The sequence below is a fragment of the Frankia sp. AvcI1 genome (genome assembly GCF_001420875.1).
Taxonomy (GTDB): domain Bacteria; phylum Actinomycetota; class Actinomycetes; order Frankiales; family Frankiaceae; genus Frankia; species Frankia alni.
The window spans coordinates 95,704-117,018 of record NZ_LJFZ01000023.1 but is presented as its reverse complement, the minus strand read 5'-3'; the positions used below and the strand labels follow the sequence as shown (position 1 = coordinate 117,018).

General features: G+C 71.6%; 9 protein-coding genes and 17 pseudogenes. 22 read left to right on the top strand and 4 right to left on the bottom strand.

Features of this window, described 5'->3' with window-relative positions; genetic code table 11:
• Window positions 1-71 precede the first annotated feature (71 nt).
• Both UK94_RS61365 and UK94_RS21870 read left to right on the top strand, forming a co-directional pair.
• On the top strand, window positions 72-287 hold a 216-nt coding region (locus tag UK94_RS61365; RefSeq protein ID WP_235489158.1), incomplete at its 5' end, for a hypothetical protein.
• A 4,103-nt stretch (window positions 288-4,390) separates the two neighbouring features.
• On the top strand, window positions 4,391-4,576 hold a 186-nt coding region (locus tag UK94_RS21870; RefSeq protein WP_313949569.1), incomplete at its 5' end, for a MarR family transcriptional regulator.
• A gap of 2,310 nt (window positions 4,577-6,886) precedes the next feature.
• Here UK94_RS21870 and UK94_RS21860 read toward each other — a convergent pair.
• The gene (locus UK94_RS21860) at window positions 6,887-7,075 is read right to left on the bottom strand and encodes a hypothetical protein (RefSeq protein ID WP_055751326.1); all 189 of its coding nucleotides are present in this window, start codon (window positions 7,073-7,075) and stop codon (window positions 6,887-6,889) included.
• A 128-nt stretch (window positions 7,076-7,203) separates the two neighbouring features.
• Between UK94_RS21860 and UK94_RS34020 the strand changes: the two genes are divergently transcribed.
• A complete protein-coding gene (locus tag UK94_RS34020; RefSeq protein WP_157734389.1) occupies window positions 7,204-7,611 on the top strand; it encodes a hypothetical protein in 408 nt (135 codons plus the stop codon).
• 636 nt (window positions 7,612-8,247) lie between these two features.
• A pseudogene (locus tag UK94_RS21855) lies at window positions 8,248-8,751 on the top strand (hypothetical protein); the annotation flags it as partial.
• A gap of 50 nt (window positions 8,752-8,801) precedes the next feature.
• On the opposite strand, the gene UK94_RS21850 reads toward UK94_RS21855, so the two are convergent.
• Together UK94_RS21850 and UK94_RS21845 are read right to left on the bottom strand one after the other, a co-directional pair.
• Window positions 8,802-9,242 carry a hypothetical protein gene (locus UK94_RS21850; protein ID WP_055751324.1) on the bottom strand — a complete coding sequence of 147 codons (441 nt, stop codon included), beginning with the start codon at window positions 9,240-9,242 and terminating at the stop codon, window positions 8,802-8,804.
• A 50-nt stretch (window positions 9,243-9,292) separates the two neighbouring features.
• The gene (locus UK94_RS21845) at window positions 9,293-9,991 is read right to left on the bottom strand and encodes an MBL fold metallo-hydrolase (protein WP_055751323.1); all 699 of its coding nucleotides are present in this window, start codon (window positions 9,989-9,991) and stop codon (window positions 9,293-9,295) included.
• Between the two features lie 356 nt (window positions 9,992-10,347).
• Between UK94_RS21845 and UK94_RS61360 the strand changes: the two are divergent.
• The 5 pseudogenes from UK94_RS61360 to UK94_RS61335 all read left to right on the top strand — a co-directional run.
• A pseudogene (locus tag UK94_RS61360) lies at window positions 10,348-10,441 on the top strand (hypothetical protein); the annotation flags it as partial.
• A 1-nt stretch (window position 10,442) separates the two neighbouring features.
• Window positions 10,443-11,401 (top strand): annotated as a pseudogene (locus tag UK94_RS61355) (excinuclease ABC subunit A); the annotation flags it as partial.
• 20 nt (window positions 11,402-11,421) lie between these two features.
• Window positions 11,422-11,738, top strand: a pseudogene (locus UK94_RS61345) (excinuclease ABC subunit A); the annotation flags it as partial.
• A 1-nt stretch (window position 11,739) separates the two neighbouring features.
• A pseudogene (locus tag UK94_RS61340) lies at window positions 11,740-12,782 on the top strand (excinuclease ABC subunit A); the annotation flags it as partial.
• Window position 12,783: 1 nt separating this feature from the next.
• Window positions 12,784-13,278, top strand: a pseudogene (locus UK94_RS61335) (excinuclease ABC subunit A); the annotation flags it as partial.
• A gap of 28 nt (window positions 13,279-13,306) precedes the next feature.
• Here UK94_RS61335 and UK94_RS21835 read toward each other — a convergent pair.
• A complete protein-coding gene (locus UK94_RS21835; protein ID WP_268761550.1) occupies window positions 13,307-13,654 on the bottom strand; it encodes an SsgA family sporulation/cell division regulator in 348 nt (115 codons plus the stop codon).
• Window positions 13,655-13,970: 316 nt separating this feature from the next.
• On the opposite strand from UK94_RS21835, the pseudogene UK94_RS61330 reads away from it, so the two are divergent.
• From UK94_RS61330 to UK94_RS61285, 13 genes and pseudogenes are all read left to right on the top strand, one after another.
• Window positions 13,971-14,630 (top strand): annotated as a pseudogene (locus tag UK94_RS61330) (GIY-YIG nuclease family protein); the annotation flags it as partial.
• A 1-nt stretch (window position 14,631) separates the two neighbouring features.
• A pseudogene (locus UK94_RS61325) lies at window positions 14,632-14,777 on the top strand (hypothetical protein); the annotation flags it as partial.
• A gap of 1 nt (window position 14,778) precedes the next feature.
• A pseudogene (locus tag UK94_RS61320) lies at window positions 14,779-15,352 on the top strand (excinuclease ABC subunit C); the annotation flags it as partial.
• Window position 15,353: 1 nt separating this feature from the next.
• The coding region (locus UK94_RS61315; RefSeq protein WP_235489157.1) for a helix-hairpin-helix domain-containing protein at window positions 15,354-16,403 on the top strand (1,050 nt) is incomplete at its 5' end.
• A pseudogene (locus UK94_RS61310) lies at window positions 16,400-16,645 on the top strand (RNase adapter RapZ); the annotation flags it as partial. The gene UK94_RS61315 and the pseudogene UK94_RS61310, both read left to right, overlap by 4 nt.
• A gap of 1 nt (window position 16,646) precedes the next feature.
• Window positions 16,647-17,269, top strand: a 623-nt coding sequence (gene rapZ, locus UK94_RS21825; RefSeq protein ID WP_235489154.1) for an RNase adapter RapZ, incomplete at its 5' end; no start/stop codon positions are given.
• 227 nt (window positions 17,270-17,496) lie between these two features.
• Window positions 17,497-18,150 (top strand): annotated as a pseudogene (gene yvcK, locus UK94_RS61305) (uridine diphosphate-N-acetylglucosamine-binding protein YvcK); the annotation flags it as partial.
• A 1-nt stretch (window position 18,151) separates the two neighbouring features.
• Window positions 18,152-18,723: pseudogene (locus UK94_RS61300) on the top strand (hypothetical protein); the annotation flags it as partial.
• Between the two features lie 5 nt (window positions 18,724-18,728).
• A pseudogene (gene whiA / locus UK94_RS21815) lies at window positions 18,729-19,662 on the top strand (DNA-binding protein WhiA); the annotation flags it as partial.
• Window positions 19,663-20,216: 554 nt separating this feature from the next.
• A pseudogene (locus tag UK94_RS74650) lies at window positions 20,217-20,275 on the top strand (hypothetical protein); the annotation flags it as partial.
• Window position 20,276: 1 nt separating this feature from the next.
• Window positions 20,277-20,740: pseudogene (locus UK94_RS61295) on the top strand (glyceraldehyde 3-phosphate dehydrogenase NAD-binding domain-containing protein); the annotation flags it as partial.
• A 1-nt stretch (window position 20,741) separates the two neighbouring features.
• Window positions 20,742-20,825 (top strand): annotated as a pseudogene (locus UK94_RS61290) (hypothetical protein); the annotation flags it as partial.
• 1 nt (window position 20,826) lies between these two features.
• Window positions 20,827-21,224 (top strand): annotated as a pseudogene (locus tag UK94_RS61285) (type I glyceraldehyde-3-phosphate dehydrogenase); the annotation flags it as partial.
• Between the last annotated feature and the right edge of the window lie 91 nt (window positions 21,225-21,315).

The window sequence follows — 21,315 nt, the reverse complement described above, 5'->3', positions numbered from 1 at the left end:
ACAACGATGAGGGGCTGTCCACCGACAGCGCGGCCATCCTGTCGCATCTGGGGGGCGTCGTCTTCAGCCTNTTCGCCTCGGTCCGTGACGTCGACGCCCACGAGAACGGCTACTCGCGTCGCAGTAACACGCTCTCGCATTCGGACTGCCGCTCGGTCCTGCAGATCACCAGCGAGATCATCGAGCGGTACACGAACGGCCGCAACGGCATCGAGGAAGCGCGGGAGCTGCGGGAGGATGCTGCCAACCGCCCTGTCGCGTTGTATGCCGCACCGAGGGTGGGATAGAGACGCTGCGGCCCCCCGCAGGCCGCAGCGGCACCGCAACCAGCACCGTCAACTGCAGCATCGAGCCCCGCAACCGCAGCCCCGCATCCGTACCGCACCTCACCGAATCGGTGGTTGCGGTCGGGTGCGGGGCTGCGGCCTTTGCGGCGCCGCATTGCGGCGCTGCGACCGCCTGCGGTGCGGCTGCGGAGCTTTGCGGTGCTGCGGTCCGCGGCCCTGCGGTGGGCTGCGGCGCGGCGGTTGCGGTGCTGGTTTGCGGTGCCGCTGCGGTGTCCTGCGGTGTTGCGGTTGCGGTCGGCGCCGCGGCCTCTGCGGTCCGGTTGCGGTGTGCGGTGCGGGCCGCCGCAGCCCACCGCAACGGCGTCCACCTGCGGTTTGCGGTGCGGCTGCGGCCGGGTTGCGGTGCTGCGGTGCGGCCTGCTGCGGTTGCGGCGCGGGGGACGCTGCGGTCTGCGGTGCGCCTTGCGGTGCTGCGGTTGCGGCTTGCGGCGCCGCGGCGGCCGGCCTGCGGCGCTGCGGTGCCCGCCGCATGCGGTGTGGTTGGTGCGGCGCCGCAGGGCTGCCGGGTGCGCTGCGGTCCGCGAGGCCCACCGCATGCGGTGCCGGGTTGGCCTGCGGATATGCGGTGCACGGTGCGCTGGCCGACGGTGCTGTGGGCTCGTGCGGTGCGGCGTCGCATGCGGTGGCAGAGTCGTGCGCCGGCATCCCTCAGGGTTCGTGCGGTGCTGCGGTGCGGTGCGGCGGGCGGGGTTGCGATGTCCGGCCGTGCGGTGCCCTCCGTACGGCCATCGGCGCTGACCTGCGGTGATGCGGCGTCCGATGCGGTGCGGTCCGCACCGCCACCGCCGTACGGCCCGCTGCTGCGGGCGGTACGGCCCCACAGCCATGCGGCCGTATCGCGAAGGTGCCGTGCGGTGCGGCCGTGCGGGGGTGCCCTGTGTAGCCGGCCCGTACGGTGCGGCGGTCCGTGCGGCGCTGCGGCCCGTGCGGTGCGGTCCGTACGGCCGTACGGCGCTGCGGGCGTTGCGGCGTCCAACCATCCGGCATGCTGCGCCGCCGGCTGGTGCGGTGTGGCGGTGAACACCGGTGCGGTGCGGTGCACCGGCGACGAGATCGGCCGGCAGGTCGTGCGGTGCAACGGCGGGGCGTGCCTCGGTCGCGGTGCGCCGCTGCGCCGCATCGGTGCGCTGCTGCGGGGTGCCGTGCGGTGCACCGGGCTGCGGTGCGGTGCGGCATGCGCCGCACGGGCAGAGAGGGATGTAGTGCGCCGCTGGTGCGCCGGTGGCGTGCGGTGCATGCACTGCCAGGTTGACCTGCGGGTTTGCGCCGCCCGGTGCGTCGGACCGGGGCACGGCAGGGCCATGCACCGGGGTTGATGCGCCCGTCGTCCGCGGTGCGTCGACGCCGCCATGCACCGGCATCCCACAAGCTGCGCACCGTGCGCCGCCCCGATGCGCCGCGCTGCACCGGTGCACCGGCCGGTGCGCTGCTGCGCCGCGGTGCACTGCCTCGCTGCGCCGGGCTGCGCCCGGTGCGTCGCTGCGCATCCCAGCCGTCCGGCATGCGGTGGTGCGGGGTGCGGGTGCGGGGTGTGGGGTCTGCGGCGCATGCGGGCGGTGCGGGGTTACGGCATTCGCCGGTACGGGGTCCGGCCGATGCGGAGTGCGGGGTCGCGNGATTCGTCGGATGAGGGGTTTCGTTGACCTGCGGGTTTACGGGGTTCGACGGTGCGGAGTTCGGAGTTGATGCGGGGTTCGCCGGCCGGGGGTTGCGGTATGGGGTCGCAGCAAACCCCGCACCGCCGACGNGGCCCCGCGGATGCGGTGTGCGGGGTCACGCGCTGCGGCTGAGGGANGGGTTATGTGGTCTTCCAGCCCGGTGCCGGGTTGNGGTACATCGCAGATCGGGAGACGCCCGATCGGTGGGTGGAATATCAATCTCGAGGGAGACACGTCGATCGTCTGAAGACCGTGGGGGCTGCGCATGAAGGATCTTGAGGAGTGGCTTTCCCGGCCTGACGGGCTCGCCACCCGGCTACGCGACCTGCGACGCGGCACCGGGATGACCGGGTCGGCGTTCGCCGACGTCTGCGGGTGGAAACCGTGGAAGGTTTCGAAGATCGAACGTGGCCTGCATCTGCCCACCGGCGACGACGTCGAAGCATGGGTCGCTNCATGCGGCAGCGAACCCGCNGTGCTGCAGCCGCTACTCGAGCTGCGCGAGGAAGGGCGGCGGATCCGTGCCGGCATCACCGATCGGCGCCGCGCCGAACGCAATGCAACTATCCCCTGCCGAGATCATCTTCTCGCCGCCGCAACCACCGTCCGCTGCTTCGAGTCCGCCCGAGTTCCCGAGCTGTTGCGAACCGCCGGCTATGCGCGTGCGGTTGTCGACGAACAAATCAGGCTTGGTCGCCTAGACGGCGGCCAGGTCGAGCAGGTGGTGGCCGCGGTGATGGGCCGGCAGCAGCTTCTCTATGCGGGCGGCGAGCGGAGTTGGGAGTTCCTGCTGGCGGAGCCGGCGTTGTACTGTCAGCCGGCGGCCGGGGTGATGGCCGGCCAGTTGGACCGCCTGCACGGGATGATCGGCATGCCTGGGGTGCGGTTCGGTGTTTTGCCGATGGGACGCCGGCCGCCGCTCGTGCCCGTGACCGGGTTTCAGCTCATTGATGACCTGGNCGTGGTGGAGCTACTCACGGGGGAAACGCGTGGGNACGAGCCGGAAGCGAGACTGTACCGGGATGTGATGGACGAAATGTGGCGTCACGCCGTCGAAGGTGAGGAGGCCCGACGGATGATCGTTCTCGCCCGCGAAGACCTCGCAGGTGACAGCGCCGCTGAGTAGGCGGCTGCAGCTCCGGTGGCGCGCGAGAGCGTCGCCATCGGCATCAGCGACCAGGCGAGCGCCGGAACGCCGATGTGATGCGACCTGGACTNGTGGACATCACGTCCGCGGATCCCTTTCGCTGCCTCGACCCGCTGGCAGCTTGACCAGGGAGGGTTGACGTTGACCTTCCCGGCGCCACGAAGGTCAACAGCGGTGGGCTACGTCAGCCGGCCGACGCTGCCGGACACCGCATTGAGAACCTCCCGGGCGCCCCGCACGAATCCTCCGCGGTAACCCGACGTGTAATCCTCACCGGTCGGCACGGTCGCGCCGATCGCCGTGGCAGCGTCCGCGACCGGGTCGTTGCCAGCGGCCGGACCGGTGAACCCGACGAGGCGGATCACATCGTCGAGGTGGGCGGCGGTGTCCTTGGCCCAGCGGAAACCGTCCGCGGTGCCTCGGGTGAAATCGNCCTGCCGCTGGGCGGCAGCCGCCCGGAAGCGGGTGACGGTCGCAGAGAAGCGGTAAGACATCTGTCCAGCATGGGAGCTAATGGTCGTAGTGACCATTACGCGGATGATCTGCCCGCATCTCAGGCCGCGNGGGTGACGACCAGGGAAGGCGCCACGCCCTTCATCGGCACCGGTTCCTTGAGTTGCGCGAACCGGGCGTCGATCGCCTTCCCGTCCCGGACCTTCTTCGTCGTCGGCTTCCGTGCGACGTCCCAGCCGCCGTACACGCCGTCGGCAACGTGGTCGAGGACCGTCTTCGCAAGCTTCTTCCACGCCTCAGCCTGCCGGGCCATCGCGGCGGCGCGGTAGTAGAGGGCGGCCGCGGCGGCGATGTGCCCGTCGGGCCCGTAGGCGGCGGTGGGCTTGAACCGGCTGCGGGTGATGTTGTCTTCGCGGGTGGCGACGTAGGCGGCCACCGAGTCGGCGGACACGGCGCCGGCGAGGCGGGCCAGACGGCCGGAACGCAGGTATCGACGGACGGTGGCCGGCTGAATCGCGAGGACGTCGGCGGCGGTCTCGACGCTGATGGCGTGGTCGCGGACGGGGCTGGTGCTGGTGGCGGTGTCTGCGGTGATGGTCATCTTGGCCCCCTGGTGTCCGGTGTTCCGACACCATCTAACCTAGTAGCGATGCGCTACTAGGTATGCGAGTTGGGGACAACAGTCCAACAACGTAGCGGGTCGCTACCATGTTCGGATGGCCGACAACCCCGACGACCTACTCGGCTACGCCGACATCGTCACCCTCACCGAACAGCGCGGAACNCCGATCAAACGGAACAGCCTTCGCGCCCTGCGAGCCTCCAACCGGATGCCCCCGCCCGACGATCTGACCTTCCCGGACCGGCCCCGCTGGCGCCGCGCCACGATCGTCGACTGGCTCGACAACCGGCCCGGAAAGGGCGCGCGGACGGACCTGAAGTCCAAGCAGCCGGGCTTCCCGTCAAGCTGACGGAGAGCCGGACACCCCCAAAGGGGTCGGTGAGGAATCCACCGGCGAGGACTCCGCATCCGGAGAAGCCGCCGGCTCAGGCGGGGAAGCCGTTGGAGGCGCAGCCACACCCGTTGAACCAGCTCCTCCAGGGCGCGGCGATCCGGTTGGGGTCGGCGACGGTCGAGGCGGCGATGGTGCCGGTTGGGATCCAGCCGGTTGAGGCCGACCGTTCCAGGTGCCGTTGACGCACCACNCCCCGCCGTAGGGGCCAGCCATTGTCACTGTGGGGTCTTCGGTGCAGTGGACCCCCACCGGCCACGGGGACGGCGGCAAGGTGAACGGGCCGTTCTTCCCGGCGGTCTCCGGATCAAGCTCGGTGGGCGATGGCGAGGGCGAGGCTGAAGGCGCTGGTGCAGACGGTGCCGGCGACGCCGTGCNCACCGATGCTGGCGAAGTCGTCGGTGATGGTGTCGCTGCAGCTTGGATGACGGGCGCCGGCTGGCAGCCGGCGATGCTCGCCGCGAGTAGCCCGGCTGCGGGCAACAGTAGAAGGCGGCGACGCACGTTCCCCCCTGGATGGTCGTCGGCCGCGGAGGCTATCGGCTTGCCGTCGAGCAGGCATCCAGGGGGCATTAAGGTTGATCAGCCGGTGGGNGATGGGCGGGTGGTCAGCGTGCCTGCCGCCATCCGGTGGTCACGGATTCCGCCGACCTTTGCCGTTCCGACCCGCCGCGGCCGTGCGTATCCCAGACTCGACAACGGCTGCCACCGTCGCGAAGGGGGTTCGGATGGATCTGGTCTGCGCGGCCTGCCTGGTGTTCGNGGCAAGACGCAGATCAAGGCGGTTGGAAGGGAAGCCGGCCTGGACTCTGATCAACGGGGCCGCAGTTTGCCGGGACGACTTCGAGCTGGCGTTCGGGAAGACTCGCAGCGGGGANGAGCGGCAGCAGACGGTCCGGACGCTGCTCGGCCCCTTCGACTGGCCGAGGTAGCCGCCCCAGCAGGTTCCAGATCTCTTGGGGATGCTCCAGCAGGGATCCGGGGCATCGGCGGTGCCCGCGAGCCGTAGCGGCTTTGCCTCGCGCGTAGGGCCGGAGGAAGGGCACGGGAGCGAGCGGCGGTATCAGCCTCCAGGTGGGTAGGCACAGCGCATGGCCCCCTTGAACCCTCAACTTCGATCGTTACAGGGACGCGCCGCTGTCAACGCCTCTTGGGCGCGGACGGTGGATCGGGCGGCACGCACCCAGCCGGCCCGGGAGGCGCGGAACGGCTGGCCCTGCGGAGCGCAGGTGCGGCGGGAGCGACGCCGAGGAACCAGCGCGTGACAGCAACCCCGGCCAACATGGAACCAGGCGACGTCCGGGAAGCCCAAGGGTTCGACCGAGGCGGTCGACGTATGCGCCCCCGGCCAGTTCAACCCGAGCCGGCACCGCCGCCGGTCCCGTCCTTTGCCGAAGGACTCTGGACCACCGCTGACGTCGCGAACCTCTGCAGGGTCAGCGAGGGTTGCGTCAAGCACTGGCGCTTCTCTCGAACCGGGCCGCCATATGCGAAGGTCGGTCGNCATGTCCGCTACCTGCCCGATGATGTTCGCGCCTGGCTGGCCGATCAATGGAACTGTGACCCCGAAGGCATGGACTCCTGAACCGCCGGCTGGAGTAGATGCCGCTGCCGGCGAGGCCCAGCACCGGTTCCGCCGCGGGTGGCAGGACAGACGTGCCCGGACAGTCACAGAGCCGACGAATCTGCCGAATCAACCACGGCGGCCACGGCTCCCACCTGACACTCGATCCGGGAGGCAACCGGCGAGGGGGCAGGGTGCGGCCACTCAATCGCGATTCGTTGGCGACGATGATCGGTTCCTACGTCGTTAGCCTCCTGTGCGTGGCACTCGGGGTCGTCGTGCTTCTCTCATCAGACGAGGACGCNCCGGGTATGACGCTCTTCCTCATGAGTGCCGGTGTCGTGACGGCGCTCCTTCCTCTCGCCCTGGCGGATCGGTTCGGATACGGCATCCGACCCGGCTTCGGGGCAGGCGCCGACCGTCTCGTGATCCGGGCGATGGTCGGACTGGCCGGCCTCATCCTCGCCGTGTCTGTTGCGGTTGGCGTAGCGATGATCACCCGTGATGTGCGGACATGGCAGGGCTACCTGCTCGTCGTGGGCACTCTCGTGCTCGGCTTCGCATGCTGGGAAGTCGTGCCGCGTCTGCTCGGCAGCCCATCCGATCCACCCGAANCGTCGTAGGTGGAGCCACGTCCGCGCCAGGGCGTCNTGGGCTCGGGGTGGATCTCCGCCCACGCCCGCCAGGGGAACCGCGAGGGCCCGTCACCATGCTCTGTTCAGGTACTCCTCTAGCTGATGTGCCAGTCGAATGATCTCTTCGGCGATGACTGCCGGCCGGTTCACTGCGTCGAGATCGCGACGCTGCCCGGTGGCGACGTACCCCTCGTAGACCCTTCCGGCCGCCTCGATGGCGATCTGCCGGTTGCGGGCTGCATCCTCAGGTAGCGACATGAAGTGATCATGGGGGAGGGTGCAGAACTTGTATTGAAAACGGCAGAAGCGCCCCAAGGTGGGGGTCTACTTCGGTATCCTGACGTTTTGTCTAGGCTGGCAGTCGTCTGTTGCTTGACAGCACATCTATGTCGATCGCGGACATTCGGCGCATGTGCGGTTCAGGGGTGATGGTGAGTAGCGAAAAACGACAGACATATCTGCACCGCACACCTCTGTCGCTTAGCGAGGCGACCGGCTGGCGGGCGATCTATATCCTGGAACCCGATGATGATGATCTTTGGACTGATGAGCCGCTCTTGGCCTGGTGTGTGTTCCACCACGAAGAGCGCCCGGTAGCGGGGGCCACTGGCTCCGCCGTTGATCACGGAAACCACATCGAGGGCGTAGTTCACTCTGGAACCGATCTGGGGTCGTACCCCGACTCGGCCCAGAACGTCGGCAACTTCTGGCACTACCGTCGGATCGACGATCCCGACCCGACGCGCGACGAAGCCAGGGCTGAGCAGGCACGCCGTGAGCGCCGCAAGCGATAGCGGTGGCCTGCGGTAGCCGCGCTGTGCCGCCCTGTCTCCCGCTGCTTTGCTACGGCTACCGGGTGGTGGCAGGATTCGGCCGTCCGNCAGAGTGCGCCGACCGTTGCCGGCGCTGCACTGCATCGGCGCCTCCGGACGAGTCGGTGGCCGGAAAGGGTAGGCGCCCTAGATCGCCAGCCGCGGGCCCGCGACTCGGCCAGGTGTGGGCGCTTCGCGCCAAGTCTCGCGTCGTTACCGTGACCGGGCGAGAGGGTGCAACTGCTCCGCGGCCACCAGATCCGCATCCCCGGCGACTACTGAACGNCGCCAGCGACTGAGCACGCGACGGTCGGCGTGCGTGAACTTATCCACGGATGGATCGCGGCCTACGCCATCGCCCAGCTCGACGCCTACCCCGTCTTCGACGACACCCCGCCGGCCGCGACCTAGATGGCCGACACTCCGCCGATCTGACGACAGCATCCACCGCGGGTTCCGGGCTTTTAGGGACGTCTCAGAGGGAGACGCCGCCGGTCTTGGTTACCGAACCGAGCATCTCGACCGAACCGGCAGACGATCCAGGGTGGCCGTTGCGACCGTCGACCGGTGAGCATCTTCGGATCTTTCGACTCCGAGGTGCTGCACTCCCCGCTATGNCGGGAGTGCGGCATCCACGCCGGCCAACCGATGGTCGACCCTGAAACTGGAAAATCGATCAAGTTTACGGGTACTGACTGTCCCTGCATCGAGGACATCGACGAGGCATGCAACGCCTGCCGGGAGATGAACCGCAACCGCCTACCCAGGGCCGAGCCGGAGTGGGCTGAGCCCGTCGAGCAGGACGACCCCGACGAGCAGGACGACTCTGACGAGGAAGATACCGACGAGGGTGTCGATTGCGTCCGGCCCCCGTGGTGGCCGGACAAGGCGGAGCCGCTCCCGAGGTTCGACGCCGGGTCCTGGTTGCCGCTACCGGAGCAACCGGCCGTTCCGGATCACTCCGCCGTTGCGCCACCGCTGCTACCGCCGCCGCCGCGACTGCCGGCTCCCGCCCCCGCCGAGCCTGTTACCGCACCCCGTCGTCCAGGGCTCGTGCGCCGTGCCTGGGAACGGCTGCTCACCGTCGCAAAGGCGCGCCACGGCGCGCGGTGGGACCGTTGACGAGGTCTTGGGGGCCACCACTTGGAATGGCCGATGAGCAGCAAGTGTTCTCACGGGCGCCTTCGAGGCACTGGAGGCGTACCCGGGCGCGCAGCCCCGGCCTTGAACGCCCTGTCCGGCGGGCAACCGCCGGGGCCACCCTCGCCACGTCCGAACAGCACCACCAGCCACGACAGGTCGGCCGGGGGGAAATGCACCGAATCACGCCCCCCGACCACCTCGTGCTCGATCACCCACTCCCAGCCGGGAAGATCCGCCGGCAGCCGGTCGGCGAACCGGACCCGGTCGCCGACCGTGGGGAACGCAAGGTAGGCCAGGTTCTCCACGCCCGGACGGCCCGGTTCCCCCTGGCACGAGTAGACCGTGTCGACACCCGCCGCCCACAGGGCAGGCAGCAGGCCGGCCAGGCCCTCGTCGACCTGCACCGGCCGGCCGTCGTAGACCATGGTCACCTGCGGATGGTCGGTCGCCAGATCAACACCGCCGGGCATGAGGGCAGTCTGGCGAGTCCGGCCCTGGGATTGGGGAGTGGCGGGTGTCCTCACCAGCCGCGGGCGCGCCATTCAGCGAGGTGCGGTCGCTCCGTGCCGATCGTCGAGTCGAAGCCGTGGCCCGGGTAGATCCAGGTGGTGTCCGGCAGGGGGCCGAAGACCTTCTCTTCGAGGCCGTCCATCAGGCTTCGGAACTCGCCCGGGTTTGTTGTCCGCCCAGGACCGCCGGGGAACAGGCAGTCGCCGGTGAACAGGTGTGGGGCGGCGGGGTCGGCGTCGTAGAGCAGGGCGATCGAGCCGGGGGTGTGGCCGACCAGATGGATCGCCCGCAGGGTCGCCCGGCCGACGGTGATCTCGTCGCCGTCGTGCACGATCCGGGCGGTGGGCACGGGGATCTGGGAGGCGTCGTCGGCGTGGGCGACGGTGGTCGCCCCGGTGGCGGCCACCACCTCGGCGAGCGCCTGCACGTGGTCGCCGTGCCGGTGGCTGGTGACCACCGTGGCGAGGCCCGCGTCGCCGATCAGCCGCAGCAGCGTGTCGGCCTCGTTCGCGGCGTCGATGAGGAGCTGCTCTCCGGTGACGGGGCAGCGCAGCAGGTAGGCGTTGTTGTCCGCCGGGCCGACCGCGACCTTGGTCACGGTCAGGCCAGGCAGGGTTCTGGTGTCCGCCGGGCCGCCGACGGTGACCTTCCCGGTGTAGTCGCCGGTGGTGGTGGCCGCGCCGGCCTCGTCGCTGTGGGCGTCGCTCATGGGTGGTCCCCTCTCCGGGCGGACGGCTGGGTCTGCTCGGGCGTCGTGTCCGCCTGTGGTGTTCGCGTTGCCTGTGGTGCTCGCGCGGCCTGTGGTGGTCGCGTCCGCCTGAGGTCATTGTCGGCGTCCCGGGGGGTCCGCCGACGCCGCGGACCGGCGTGAGACCGCGCCGGGTGCGGAACACCCACGTCAGGCAGGTCGTTACCGTCCGTCGGGTGGCGGCCGTGCCGTCGGCGTGTGGGCGGGTGCCCGCCGGGCGCCGCCGGGGACCGGCCGCGGAAAACTGTCGGACCCCATCCGTAGCATGGCCACACTCGCCCAGGTCCGATTTTCCGGAAGATCATGAGGGATCGACGATGGCCGACCGACTTGTCGTGCGTGGCGCGCGTGAGCACAACCTCCGCGACGTCGATCTCGACCTGCCCCGTGACGGGCTGATCGTCTTCACCGNCATGTCGGGGTCCGGCAAGTCCAGCCTCGCCTTCGACACCATCTTCGCCGAGGGGCAGCGGCGCTACGTGGAGTCGTTGTCCGCCTACGCCCGCCAGTTCCTCGGGCAGATGGACAAGCCCGACGTGGACTTCATCGAGGGGCTGTCCCCGGCGGTCTCCATCGACCAGAAGTCCACCTCGCGCAACCCGCGGTCCACCGTCGGCACGATCACCGAGGTGTACGACTACCTGCGGCTGCTGTTCGCCCGCGCCGGCCGGCCGCACTGTCCGAAGTGCGGGCGGCCGATCTCCCGGCAGACCCCGCAGCAGATCGTCGACCGGCTGCTGGAGCTGCCCGAGGGCACCCGCTTCCAGGTGCTCGCCCCCGTGGTCCGCGGGCGCAAGGGCGAGTACCTCGACCTGTTCGCCGAGCTGCAGAGCTCCGGGTTCGCCCGGGCCCGCGTCGACGGCACCGTCGTCGCGCTCACCGACGTGCCGAAGCTGGAGAAGCAGCGCAAGCACACGATCGAGGTCGTGGTCGACCGGCTGGCGGCCAAGGAGTCGGCCAAGCGGCGCCTGACCGACTCGGTGGAGACGGCGCTGCGCCTCGGCGGCGGCCTCGTCCTCGTCGACTTCGTCGACCGGCCCGCCGACGACCCCGAGCGCGAGCGGATGTACTCCGAGCACCTCGCCTGCCTCTACGACGACCTGTCCTTCGAAGAGCTCGAACCGCGGTCGTTCTCGTTCAACTCGCCCTACGGGGCCTGCCCGGACTGCAGCGGCATCGGCACCCGCAAGGAGGTCGACCCGGAGCTCGTCGTGCCCGATCCGACGCTCTCCCTGGCCCAGGGCGCGGTGGCGCCGTGGTCCGGCGGCCACAACAAGGAGTACTTCGAGCGGCTGCTCAGCGCCCTCGCCGAGGACCTCAGCTTCCGGATGGACACCCCCTGGGAGGGGCTGCCGGAGCGGGCCCGCAAGGNGGTGCTGCACGGCAGTGGNGAGACCGAGATCCACGTCGGCTACACCAACCGCTATGGCCGCAAGCGCTCCTACTACACCTCGTTCGAGGGGGTCATCGGCTTCATCGGCCGCCGCCACCGGGAGGCCGAGTCGGACAGCAGCCGGGAGCGCTACGAGGGCTACATGCGCGATGTGCCCTGCCCGTCCTGCCGCGGCGCCCGGCTCAAGCCCGAGTCGCTGGCGGTGACGGTCGGCGGCCGGTCCATCGCCGAGGTCTCGGGCATGGCGATCGGCGAGTGCGCCGGGTTCCTGCGCGGGCTGGAGCTCAGCGAGCGGGAGCAGGCGATCGCCGGCCGNGTGCTCAAGGAGGTCGACGCCCGGCTGACGTTCCTGCTCGACGTCGGGCTCGACTACCTCTCCCTGGACCGCGCCGCCGGCACCCTGGCCGGCGGGGAGGCGCAGCGCATCCGGCTGGCCACCCAGATCGGCTCCGGTCTCGTCGGGGTGCTCTACGTGCTCGACGAGCCGTCGATCGGGCTGCACCAGCGGGACAACCGCCGGCTTATCCAGACCCTGGTGCGGCTGCGCGACCTGGGTAACACGCTCATCGTCGTCGAGCACGACGAGGACACGATCCGGGCCTCGGACTGGGTGGTCGACATCGGCCCCGGCGCGGGCGAGCACGGCGGGCGGGTCGTCGTCTCCGGGCCGGTGGCGGAGCTGCTCGCCAGCGAGGAGTCGATGACCGGCGCCTACCTCTCCGGCCGGCGGCAGATCCCGGTGCCCGACATCCGCCGGGTGCCGACGAAGGGCCGCGCGCTGACCGTGCACGCCGCCCGCGAGCACAACCTGCGCGACGTCACGGTCTCCTTCCCGCTGGGCTGCTTCGTGGCCGTCACCGGGGTGTCCGGGTCGGGCAAGTCCACCCTCGTCAACGACATCCTCGCCAGCGTGCTGGCGAACAAGCTCAACGGCGCCCGCGAGGTGCCCGGCCGGCATCGGACCGTCACCGGCCTCGACCATCTCGACAAGGCGGTCCGGGTCGACCAGTCACCGATCGGCCGGACCCCCCGGTCCAACCCGGCGACCTACACCGGCGTCTTCGACCACATCCGCCGCCTGTTCGCCGAGACGACCGAGGCCAAGGTCCGCGGCTACCTGCCGGGCCGGTTCTCGTTCAACGTCAAGGGCGGGCGCTGCGAGGCGTGCTCCGGCGACGGCACGATCAAGATCGAGATGAACTTCCTGCCGGACGTGTACGTGCCGTGCGAGGTCTGCCATGGCGCCCGGTACAACCGGGAGACCCTCGAGGTCCACTACAAGGGCCGCAACATCGCCGAGATCCTCGACATGCCGATCGAGGAGGCGGCCGAGTTCTTCGCCGCGGTGCCGGCGATCGCNCGTCACCTGCGCACGCTCAACGACGTCGGCCTCGGTTACGTCCGCCTCGGCCAGTCGGCGCCGACGCTGTCCGGCGGCGAGGCCCAGCGGGTCAAGCTCGCCTCCGAGCTGCAGCGGCGCTCCACCGGCCGGACCGTCTACGTCCTCGACGAGCCGACGACCGGGCTGCACTTCGAGGACATCCGCAAGCTGCTCGGGGTGCTCGGCCGGCTCGTCGACGCCGGCAACACGGTGATCGTCATCGAGCACAACCTCGACGTCATCAAGACGGCGGACTGGATCATCGACATGGGGCCGGAGGGCGGCACCGGCGGCGGTCGGGTCGTCGCCCAGGGCTCGCCCGAGGCCGTCGCCGCCGTCGAGGAGAGCCATACCGCGGTCTTCCTCCGGGAGATCCTCGGCGACCGGGTCTCGGCCGCCGGCGGGGCTGCGGCCGAGACCGGCGGTGGGGCAGGCGCTCGGCGGCGCAGGCTCGCCGAGGCGGCAGCCCGCTGAGGGGCGCGCCGGCCCGGAGCCGGGCAGGTCAGGTCTGGAGCAGGTTCGCCAGGACGGTGTCCAGCTCCTGCTCGGTGTGCTCCTCGCCGGTCGGCACCAGCCGTTCGGTGCGGTCCAGGAAGCTGCGCAGCGACGCGGTCGCGAGGACCACGACGGAGTGGCGATCCCCGTCGACCAGGTCCAGCCGGACGCCGCCCTCCCCGGGGTCGGGGCCGATCCGCACGTCGCCGTCGCCGACCGTCGCCTCCAGCCCGGCACGCAGGGCGTCGCGGGGGGCCACCCAGCTTCCCTGCGGCAGCGCGGGGTGCTCCGGCCTGGACACCAGAGTCATGGACACGGCCAGCGGATCGCACGCACGCCAGCAGATCTGGAACACCGTCACCCGCCCACGGCTGGNCGCGTCGTCCACGACGAACTCCGCCGTGACGTCCTCACCAAGCACGAGCTGGCTCCCTCGGTTCGCTTGCCCGATGTGTCGAGGGTCNCAGCCCCCCGCGCCGGACGCCAGCGGGGGCACCGGAAACAACGGAAAGTCTGGGATTAATCACGACCAGCTTCCGGATCTGTCGCCTGCCGTCACACTTCTGCCACGCTTCGAGAGGGCCCGCCGATGAGGTCGCGCGCTATGCGTGATGAAATGGTTACGTGCAGGCGCTGCTCAGGCGGGATGATGGTCGCCGTAGGCTCGGTTCATGGCTGATCCGGCGTCCTACCGGCCCGCGCCGGGCTCGATTCCCGAGACCCCCGGCGTCTACCGCTTCCGTGACGAACACGGCCGCGTGCTCTACGTGGGCAAGGCCAAGAACCTGCGGGCCCGGCTGGCCAACTACTTCGCCGATCTGCACACGCTCCACCCGCGTACCCAGCACATGGTCCAGGCGGCCAGCGCGGTCGACTGGACCGTGGTCTCCACCGAGGTCGAGGCCCTCCAGCTCGAGTACACGTGGATCAAGGAGTTCGATCCGCGCTTCAACGTCCGGTACCGCGACGACAAGAGCTACCCGAGTCTCGCGGTGACCCTCCACGAGGAGTTCCCGCGCCTGCAGGTCATGCGGGGACCGAAGCGCAAGGGCGTGCGGTACTTCGGCCCGTACGCCCATGCCTGGGCGATCCGGGAGACCCTCGACCTGCTGCTGCGTGTCTTCCCGGCGCGCACCTGCTCGGCGGGGGTGTTCAAGCGGGCCGGGCAGGTCGGCCGGCCGTGCCTGCTCGGCTACATCGACCGTTGCTCGGCGCCCTGCGTCGGCCGGGTCGACGCCGAGACCCACCGGGAGATCGTCGACGACTTCTGCGACTTCATGTCCGGTCAGACCGGCCGCTACCTGCGCCGGCTAGAGCAGGAGATGCAGCAGNCCGCCTCGGCCCAGGAGTACGAGCGGGCCGCGCGGCTGCGCGACGACGCCGGCGCCCTGCGGCGCGCCATCGAGAAGCAGGCCGTCGTGCTGCCCGACGGCACCGACGCCGACGTGGTCGCCTTCGCCGAGGACGAGCTGGAGGCCNCCGTCGCGATCTTCTACGTCCGCGCCGGGCGCGTGCGCGGGCAACGCGGCTGGGTGGTCGACAAGCTCGACGAGGTGACGACGGCCGACCTCGTCGAGCAGTTCCTCACCCAGGAGTACCTGGAGGGCGCGTCGCTCACCACGGCCGTCCCCGCCGGCGCGGACCCGGCCGGTGCCGGCCCCGCCGGGCAGGCCGGCGTGCCGAATGCCACCACGGACGCCACCACGGACGCCACCACGGACGCCACCACGGACGCCGCCGCGGACGCCGCGGTCCCGGATGTCACCGTCGCGGACGCCACCCGGGTCGGGGGGCCCACTCCGCCGGCCCGGGCGCCGCGCAGCGACCCGCAGGGCGCGGGCATCCCGCGCGAGATCCTCGTGCCCGCCCTGCCCCCGGACGCGGACGCCGTGGCCGAGCTGCTCGGCGTCGCCCGTGGCGGCCGGGTCGAGATCCGGGTGCCGCGCCGCGGCGACAAGCGCACCCTGCTGGAGACCGTGGAGCGCAACGCCCGCCAGGCGCTGGCGCTGCACCGCACGAAGCGGGCCAGCGACCTGACCGCACGCAGCCGCGCNCTCGCCGAGCTCCAGGAGGCCCTGGAGCTGCCGGACGCGCCGTTGCGCATCGAGTGCTACGACGTGTCGAACATCCAGGGCACCAACGTCGTCGCGAGCATGGTCGTCTTTGAGGACGGGCTGGCGCGCAAGTCGGAGTACCGCCGGTTCTCCATCCGTGGCGGCGCGGGCGGCGCCGGCCGCGAGCACGGGCGGGCGGACGCCGGGCAGGACGACGTCGCCAGCATGTACGAGACCATCCACCGCCGGTTCTCCCGGTACCTCGCCGAACGGTCCCGCACCGGTGAACTCGTCGACATCGTCGACTCCGCGGAGGATCTCGCCGCCGACACGGGTGTGCGGGACGGGCGGGGCCGGGCCGTCACGCCGGGCGCGGCGCAGCCGATCGACCCCGACACCGGCCGGCCCCGCAGGTTCGCCTACCCGCCGAACCTCGTCGTCGTCGACGGCGGCCCGCCGCAGGTCGCCGCGGCCGCCCGCGCCCTCGACGAGCTCGGCATCGACACCGGGCCCGGCGGAGTGGCGCTGTGCGGGCTCGCGAAGCGGCTGGAGGAGGTCTGGCTGCCCGACTCCGCGGAGCCGGTGATCCTGCCCCGCACCTCCGAGGCGCTGTACCTGTTGCAACGGGTCCGCGACGAGGCGCATCGTTTCGCCATCACCTACCACCGGCAGAAGCGGTCCGCCGCGATGGTGACCTCCGCGCTCGACGATGTGCCCGGTCTCGGGGAGACCCGGCGCAAGGCGCTGCTGCGGCAGTTCGGCTCGGTGGCGAAGGTGCGGGCGGCGAGTGCCGAGGAGATCGCCCAGGTGCCCGGGATCGGGCCGCGCACCGCCGCGGCGATCCTCACGGCGCTCGGCCGGTCCGCGCCGGGGACCGCCGCCGCCCCCGCCCCCGCGGTCGACCCACGCACCGGTGAGATCCTCGACGGGGCGCCGCCGGCGTCCCCGGTGGAGCCCGACCCGGCCCGGACCGCACCGGCGCCCGCGGCGGACGACCCCGCCGCCGCGGCACGCGCCCTGCACCCCGCCGACTCGGGAAGGCCGTCATGACCACCCCGACCCTCGACCTCGCCATCATCACCGGCCTGTCCGGCGCCGGGCGCAGCACCGCGGCCAAGTGCCTGGAGGACCTCGGCTGGTTCGTCGTCGACAACCTGCCGCCCGCCCTGCTGTCCACCATGGCGGAGCTCGGCCACCGCTCCGGGGGCGCGGTCAGCCGGATCGGCGTGGTCGTCGACGTCCGCGGCCGGGCGTTCTTCTCCGACCTGCGGGCGGCGATCGCAGCGCTCGACNCCCGGGGCATGCATCCCCGGATGCTCTTCCTCGAGGCCAGCGACGACGCGCTCATCCGGCGGTTCGACCACGTCCGCCGGCCGCATCCGCTGCAGGGCGACGAGCGTGTGGTCGACGGCATCGGCCGGGAGCGGGCGCTGCTCGCCGAGCTGCGCGGCGAGGCCGACCTCGTCCTCGACACCACGGACCTGAACGTCCACGAGCTGCGGTCGAAGATCGACGCGGCGTTCGGGCAGCCGGGCGCGAACCGGCTCAACGCCACCGTGGTGTCGTTCGGGTACAAGTACGGGCTGCCGCTGGACGCCGACCTCGTCGCCGACTGCCGGTTCCTGCCCAACCCGCACTGGGTGGAGGAGCTGCGCCCGTACACCGGGCGGGATCCGCAGGTGCGCAGCTACGTCCTCGCCCAGCCCGGGGCGCAGGAGTTCCTCGACCAGTACGCGGCCCTGCTGCGCCTGGTCGGGGAGGGCTACGCGCGGGAGGGCAAGCGGTACCTGACCCTCGCGGTCGGGTGTACCGGCGGCAAGCACCGCAGCGTGGCGATGGCCGAGCAGCTCGGCGCGCGACTGGCCGCCGACGGCGTCGGGGTCCGGGTCGTGCACCGCGACCTGGGACGGGAGTGAGCGTGCCGGAGCCCGTCGACCCCGTCGACCCCGCCGCGGGCCGTGATCACCGGGCCGCCGAGGCCCTGGAGACCGCCGGGGCGTTGGAGTCCGCCGGGGCGACGGTGACCGCCGGGGCCCTGGAGACCGCTGGGACCACGGAGACCGCCGAGGGCGCCGAGGGCGCCGTCTGCGGGCCGGAGCCGGCGGTCGTCGCCTTCGGCGGCGGCCACGGGCTCGCCGCCTCGCTGGCCGCGCTGCGCCAGCTCACCTCGGCGCTGACGGCGGTGGTGACCGTCGGCGACGACGGTGGGTCGTCGGGGCGGTTGCGGGCGGAGCTCGGTGCGCTGCCCATGGGGGATCTGCGGATGGCGCTGGCGGCGCTCGCCGGCCCGGACGGCCCGCCGGCGACCTGGGCGGAGCTGTTCCAACACCGGTTCGCCGGCTCGGGCCCGCTGGCCGGGCACGCCGTGGGGAACCTGGTGCTGACCGGGCTGGCCGAGCACACCGGCTCCCCGGTGGTCGCCCTCGATCTCGCCGCCGACCTGCTCGGGGTGCGGGGGCGGGTGCTGCCGCTGTCCACCGAGGGCATCGACATCGTCGCCGACGTCCTCGGGGTGGACCCGGTCGCCCCGGAGGCGGTGACCGAGGTGCGCGGGCAGGCCGCGGTGGCCACCACGGCGGGACGGGTGGCCGGCGTCCGGCTCGCGCCGGCGGAACCGGCGGCCTGCCCGGAGGCGGTGGCGGCGGCCCGGGCGGCCGACTGGCTCGTTCTCGGCCCGGGCTCGCTCTACACGAGCATGCTGCCGCACCTGCTGGTCCCCGGGATGCGACAGGCGATCATCACCTCGCGGGCGCGCACGCTGATGGTTCTCAACCTGGCCGCCCAGCCGGGGGAGACCNCCGGATACACCCCGCAGGCCCACCTCGACGCCCTGCGCCGGCACGTGCCCGGCCTGCGCCTGGACGTCGTGATCGCCGATCCGAGCGCCGTGCCCGAGCCCGAGTCGCTGACGCGGGCCGCGGCGGATCTCGGCGCCCGGCTGCATCTCGCGCCGGTGCGGGTGCCGGGCGCACCCGTGCACGACCCGGCCCGCCTTGCCGAGGCCTTCCGCGCGGTGTTCGCCCTGGCCGGAGCAGTCGCCCAGGCCGGTGCGGTCGCCCAGGCCGGTGCGGTTCCGCAGGCCGGGACGGTTCCGCGGGCCGGGACGGTCTCGCGAGGCGGGACGGCCGCGCGGGGCCTGGCGGTCGAGACGGAGACCGGGCTGGCGGCTGCCGCGGCGCAGGCTCAGCCCGGACCCTCCGGTGACGGGTCCGCGGCGGCGTCGCCGGCCGTCCGCACCGGGCCGCCCGGGCCGCCTGCCCCGTCGGTGCCGCGGGCGCCGTCCGCGGGGGGCAGCCGGCGGCCGGCCACGAAGTACCCATCGTCCGGCGGCGCCGTTCGCCGGACCCCATCCGGTGAAGCCAAGGAGTGATCGGTGTGGCGGCGATGACGGCCACCGTCAAGGACGAACTGAGCCGGCTACGGGTCGCGAAGCCCTGTTGCCGGCGGGCCGAGATGGCAGCCCTGCTGCGCTTCGGTGGGGGGCTGCACATCGTCGGGGGCCGCATCGTGGTCGAGGCGGAGCTGGATACGGGTGCGACCGCGCGCCGGCTGCGCCGGGAGGTCGCCGAGGTCTTCGGCTTCCCGTCCACGGTCGCGGTGCTCGCCGCCGGGGGGTTGCGCCGCTCGGTGCGCTACATCGTGCGGGTCGAACGCGACGGCGAACAGCTCGCCCGCTCGACGGGCCTGCTCGACCAGCGTGGCCGGCCCGTGCGCGGGCTGCCGCCGCAGGTCGTCACCGGCTCGGCCTGCGACGCGGCGGCGGCCTGGCGGGGTGCGTTCCTCGCCCACGGGTCGCTGACGGAGCCGGGCCGGTCCTGCTCGCTCGAGGTGACCTCGCCCGGTCCCGAGGCGGCGCTCGCGCTGGTCGGGGCGGCGCGGCGGCTCGGCGTGCAGGCCAAGAGCCGCGACGTGCGCGGGGTGGACCGGGTGGTCATCCGGGACGGGGACGCCATCGGCGCGTTGCTGACCAAGATCGGTGCCCATGACAGCCTGATGGCCTGGGAGGAGCGGCGGATGCGCCGCGAGGTCCGGGCGACGGCGAACCGGCTGGCGAACTTCGACGACGCCAACCTTCGCCGCTCGGCCCGTGCCGCGGTCGCGGCCGGGGCGCGCGTGCAGGCGGCGATGCGCATCCTCGGCGACGACGCGCCCGAGCACCTGCTCGCCGCGGGCCGACTGCGCCTGGAACACGCCCAGGCGTCGCTGGAGGAACTCGGCGCACTCGCCGACCCGCCGCTGACCAAGGACGCCGTCGCGGGGCGGATCCGGCGGCTGCTGGCGCTCGCGGACAAGCGGGCGAACGCACTGGNCATCCCCAACACCGAGGCAAGCGTCTCCCCGGACCTGCTGGAGAACGCCTGAGTGCTGACAATGCGTCATCTGGTTGATTCCGGGCATTTCGCTAGCTGGATCAACGCTATTTCTGATAAGGGCCCGTTGGTGGTGCAGCGTGCCGAGGTCAGATCAACGATGCCCGAACGTCCGTGGAATAATCGCGGGGTAGCACCATCGGGATCGCACGCAGGGGACGGTGCAGGCCTCGCGCCGCGGGGGTGCCCGAACGGTGGAGCGGCTCGGACGGTGTGACAGGCAGGCGTGGGACGTGCCTGGCCCGGGGGTCCGGGCGGGGGAGCGGCGGGAACCTCCGGATGCGGAGCATCGTCGTGACCGGGTGGGAGCAGGTAGCCCGACGGGCGCGTCGCCTCGTGTGAGGAGACCAACACCGCACGGTTCGGATTACCGCCGATGATGTGCGAACTCGTTAGGCTCCTGCCTCGACAACGAGATACCGACCTCCGGTCATGACGCAAGCGGCGGCATGACCGTCGAAACAACGAGACAAGACGGTAGGGAGTCCTGGACGTGGCTACGCGGGTGGGTGTCAACGGCTTCGGGCGGATCGGCCGTAACTTCTGGCGGGCNCTNGCGGCGAGCAGGCGGGACGACCTCGAGATCGTCGCCGTGAACGACCTGACCAACAACAAGACCCTCGCGCACCTTCTCAAGTACGACACCACCCTGGGCACGCTGGCCGCTCCGGTCAGCGTCGTCGACGAGGGCATCCGGGTCGGTGACACCCTGATCAAGGTGCTCGCCGAGCGCGACCCGGCCGCGCTGCCCTGGGGCGAGCTGGGCGTGGACATCGTCATCGAGTCCACCGGCCGGTTCACCAAGGCCGCCGACGCGGGCAAGCACCTCGCGGCGGGTGCCAAGAAGGTCATCATCTCGGCCCCGGCCAAGGACGAGGACCTCACCGTCGTCGTCGGCGTGAACGACGACGCCTACGACCCGGCGAAGCACCACATCCTGTCCAACGCCTCCTGCACCACGAACTGCGTGGCGCCGATGGCCAAGGTCCTCGACGAGGCGTTCGGCATCAGCCAGGGNCTCATGACGACCATCCACGCCTACACCAACGACCAGGTCATCCTGGACTTCCCGCACGAGGACCTGCGCCGGGCCCGGGCGGCGNCGCAGAACATCATCCCGACCACCACGGGTGCCGCCAAGGCCACCTCGCTGGTGCTGCCGCACCTCAAGGGCAAGCTCGACGGCATCGCCATGCGGGTGCCGGTGCTCGACGGTTCGGTCACCGACCTGGTCGCCACGCTGACCAAGCCGGCGACCAAGGAGGAGGTCAACGCGGCGTTCAAGGCGGCGGCCGAGGGCCCGCTCAAGGGCTACCTGGTCTACACCGAGGACCCGATCGTCTCCTCCGACATCGTGAACACCCCGGCGTCCTGTACCTTCGACTCGCTGCTGACGATGTCCGCCGGCAACCAGGTCAAGATCGTCGGCTGGTACGACAACGAGTGGGGCTACTCCAACCGGCTGGTCGACCTGACCGCCCTGGTCGGCGCCCGCCTCTAGGCGCGCCGTCGTCCTGGTTCCGCTGCAGTACAGATTCGCTGTGGTGCGAGGCGCTGTTCCGGCCGGGGCCGCCGTCCGCGGTCCCGGCCGT

What these genes read in the sequence shown, in the direction of transcription:
- UK94_RS21860 (WP_055751326.1), bottom strand. Translation starts at nt 7,075, where the DNA reads ATGTCGCTACCTGAGGATGCAGCCCGCAACCGGCAGATCGCCATCGAG.
- UK94_RS34020 (WP_157734389.1), top strand. Translation starts at nt 7,204, where the DNA reads ATGTCGATCGCGGACATTCGGCGCATGTGCGGTTCAGGGGTGATGGTG.
- UK94_RS21850 (WP_055751324.1), bottom strand. Translation starts at nt 9,242, where the DNA reads ATGCCCGGCGGTGTTGATCTGGCGACCGACCATCCGCAGGTGACCATG.
- UK94_RS21845 (WP_055751323.1), bottom strand. Translation starts at nt 9,991, where the DNA reads ATGAGCGACGCCCACAGCGACGAGGCCGGCGCGGCCACCACCACCGGC.